At 41.8% G+C, this 3,379-nt stretch carries 3 protein-coding genes and 1 pseudogene; 1 reads left to right on the top strand and 3 read right to left on the bottom strand.

Annotated features, from left to right (window positions below):
- On the bottom strand, positions 1-684 hold a 684-nt coding region (locus KHB02_RS17985), incomplete at its 3' end, for a helix-turn-helix domain-containing protein (protein ID WP_241113938.1).
- A 158-nt stretch (positions 685-842) separates the two neighbouring features.
- Positions 843-1,040, bottom strand: a pseudogene (locus tag KHB02_RS30065) (YheC/YheD family protein); the annotation flags it as partial.
- 192 nt (positions 1,041-1,232) lie between these two features.
- On the opposite strand from KHB02_RS30065, the gene KHB02_RS17980 reads away from it, so the two are divergent.
- Positions 1,233-1,487, top strand: coding sequence for a YheC/YheD family protein (locus KHB02_RS17980; RefSeq protein WP_213146602.1), 255 nt, complete (start codon positions 1,233-1,235; stop codon positions 1,485-1,487).
- Positions 1,488-1,561: 74 nt separating this feature from the next.
- Here KHB02_RS17980 and KHB02_RS17975 read toward each other — a convergent pair.
- A partial coding sequence (locus tag KHB02_RS17975) for an efflux RND transporter permease subunit (protein ID WP_241113937.1) occupies positions 1,562-3,379 on the bottom strand: 1,818 nt, incomplete at its 5' end.

The raw sequence follows: 3,379 nt of genomic DNA, 5'->3' as shown, positions 1-3,379 counted from the left end.
ACGCTTCTTTAAACGCCTCCTTTCGAGTTCCTCTAACTTTTTTAAGAATGCATTTTCTGCCCGGAGACGTTCATTTTCCTGCTCCAACCGCTTCATTTCACGTTGAATCTTTTCCTCGGTAGTTAACTCTAGATCTGACTTACTTCTACCTCGATTATCTTTTAGACCAGTTTCTCCTTCTTTCTCATACTTCTTTACCCATTGATACACCTGTTGATATGAGACTTTAAAGTGCTCTGATGCTTGGTTATAATTTTTTCCGTTCTGAAGACAATACATCACAATTTCCAAACGTTCTTCAAGCGAAGTAGACCGACCTTTGATCATAGAGTTACTCATCCTTTGCGTGTCTTTTAATTCTCTATGATCATTATAATTCCTTATCCACTTTTCCAACACTGAGTGGCTTGATATTTCATATTTTTGTATAACATCAGTCAAAGAATAGGCCCCGGATAGGGAATCAAGAACGGCAGCTGTTTTTACCTCTTTTGAGTATCGTTTCCATCCAGTTGCCTCTTGAAGTCCATCCATTCCATATGTGCAATATAAATAAATCCATCTTTCTATGGTTTTTCTAGATATATTGTGTTGACTACAAAAATCTCTAGCTGAAGTTTGCCTGTCCTCATACGCCATAATTAACTCATATTTTTCTCGTGCAGTATAAGCACTTTTTGCCATAGAAAAAGCCCCCAATAAAGTAAACAGATTTTTATTATTTCATCTGTCTACCTTATTGGGAGCATATCAATTAAATAGTTCCCTCATTTTTTTTATTTAGCAATACATTCTATTTTTTTCTAATAAAAAACGCGCATACCCTATTGGCCTTGTATAAGTTAATTGCCGTTCATCAACCAATCTGCCTCCAGAAAGATGTATCTGTGGGGTCTAAAATTGCATTCTATAAAGTATGGAAACCCTTCTTTTAAGGCTATGTCTAGGCCAATGTCAGCCAAGTGAGGCAAATTATGAGTCAAGCATTCAGCCACATTCAGCGAAAGAACGGATATATCCTGGATGATGTTCCTCCTTAACCTACATTTGTTAAGTAGCCATGTTTTGGAGCAACTCTTACCAACATTCCTGTGATGTTCCGGTTATTGAATGGTTTAGGGAACAAAGGGTAATCAGTAGGATAGATACCTATCCTACTCTGTTTATTAAACCCAATAAAGGAAGAGTTGGAACAGGAATTGTTCGTTTAAGAAAGATCGACGGCCCCGTTTATGAAGTCCATTATCAAAATGAGGCTGGAAAAATATGAAACTATTGAACAAGCTTTAATCGCTGTAAAAGAGAAAATGATTCCAGGAAAAAGATATCTCATCCAACAGGGCATTGAGCTTGCCACCGTTCTTGACCGCCCTTTTGACTTTCGAATCATCATGCACAAAATGAATGGCTGCTGGGAAAAGTCTGCTTGGTGTGCCAAAATTTCACCTCCCCGGATGATTGTGACGAATCACGTTAAAAAATCTTAGATAAGAATGCGGATGGATGAACTAAAAACAAAAACCCCGCAAGATACTCACTCCATCCTGCAGGGCCCAGATTTTTAATTTTCTTCTATTTCTCTACGATTTTTCTTAAATAACTTAGACAGCACTTCATACACAATTGGAACAACGATTAAGGTTAATAGCGTTGAACTTGCTAAGCCGCCGATAACAGTAATGGCAAGACCTTTCGAGATTAGTCCTCCACCACCTTCACCAAGTGCCAATGGGATTAACGCTCCAATGGTAGCAATAGCGGTCATGAGGATTGGGCGAAGACGTGTCGCTCCGGCCTCCAAAACAGCTTTCCTCATACTCAAGCCATCGCGTTCCATATGAATAATCCGGTCCACCAAAACGATGGCGTTCGTAACAACGATACCAATCAGCATCAACAGCCCCATCATGACTGAAACGGAAATGGTTTCCCCAGCAATTAACAAACCTACAAAGGAACCAATCACTGCAAATGGCAGTGAGAATAGGATGGCAAACGGTGCAACGCCTTCACGGAAAGTAACAACAAGGATGAAGTAGACGATAGCAATCGCTGCTGCCATGGCCGCTCCTAGCTGGGTAAAGGTTTCCGTCATATCTGCTTGGACACCGGCAACGCCAACGGTCACTCCCTTAGGGAGATCCAATTTATCTATTTCTTTTCCCACCTTAGAGGTTACTTTCGAAAGGTCTTTGCCTTTGATTGCTGCTGAAACGGTCGCATAGTATTCACCTTTACTACGCGCCAATGTATTCATCGTGGTCCCCTTCTTGACAGTAACTAACTCAGAGAGCGGCACATTTGCCCCCACTGCCGTCGGTACCTGTTTAGAAAGCATCTCATCGATAGATTCCGGCTGGGCCGTTTGTTCCTGTTGTACAATGACATCTAATGCCTTCCCGTCTTTTTCAACAGTTGTTAAAACATCCTTCGTTTTCTGTGGATTTAACATCATCACAAGCTGGCCAGTTGTTAGCCCATACTTTAGCAGATGGGCTTGTTCAACTCGGAAGGTATACTCCACATAAGCATCTTCGGCAGTTGAAGTCACATCTTTTAAATCTTTATGTTTCTTCAGAACTGATTCGACTTTTTTTACTGAATCATTCAGTTTATTTAAATTTTCACTGTAGAACGTATAGCTTACTTCATTGGTCGATCCTGACATGGCTGAGAAGTTCTGGCTCTTCCATGTTCCTGATTGTCCAAGACCTGTTACATACTTTTCAATCTTCTCCTTGACGGACGGGAAGTTCTCCGTATCCGGATCAAAAATCAGGTACATTAAGCCCCCTTTTGATCCCCCGCCCATCATGGCCCGCTGCGGGTCGCCTTCTTCGGTAATGGATATTTGCACAATATCAATATCTTTACGTTTCAGCATTTTTTCTTCGACCGCTTTTACATTTTCCAATGTCTGCTCGTGAAGCTCACCGGCTTTTGGTGTGTACGTTAAGTACATGACCTTGTCTTCTTCGCTGCCCATGAAGCTAAAACCGATTAACGGCGTTAACGCCAAACTCCCGGCTAATAAAAGAATGGCCAAAATAGAAGCAATGACCTTGTGGTTAAGGGCTTTTTCCAAAAACCACTTATACCATTCAGCGAGCTCCCCGGCATCTTTATGACGGATGGCCGTCTTCTCGCTGTATAACTTTTTCCTGAATAAGAAATGCGAAAGAGCCGGCACGATGGTAATTGCTATGAGCAAGGAAGCCCCGAGTGAAAATGCCATCGTTAACGCGAATGGTGTAAACAATTCGCCAACCATACCGCCAACAAAAATCAGCGGTGCAAAAACAGCGACCGTTACCAATGTCGAGGACATAATCGGCTTGAACATTTCAATAGTCGCTTCACGGACCAAGGCGCGCCCAGT

Origin of the sequence: Neobacillus citreus, from assembly GCF_018343545.2 — a bacterium.
Taxonomy (GTDB): domain Bacteria; phylum Bacillota; class Bacilli; order Bacillales; family Cytobacillaceae; genus Neobacillus; species Neobacillus citreus.
Note: the sequence above shows the minus strand (reverse complement) of the source record. Positions and strands in the feature narration are given on the sequence as shown.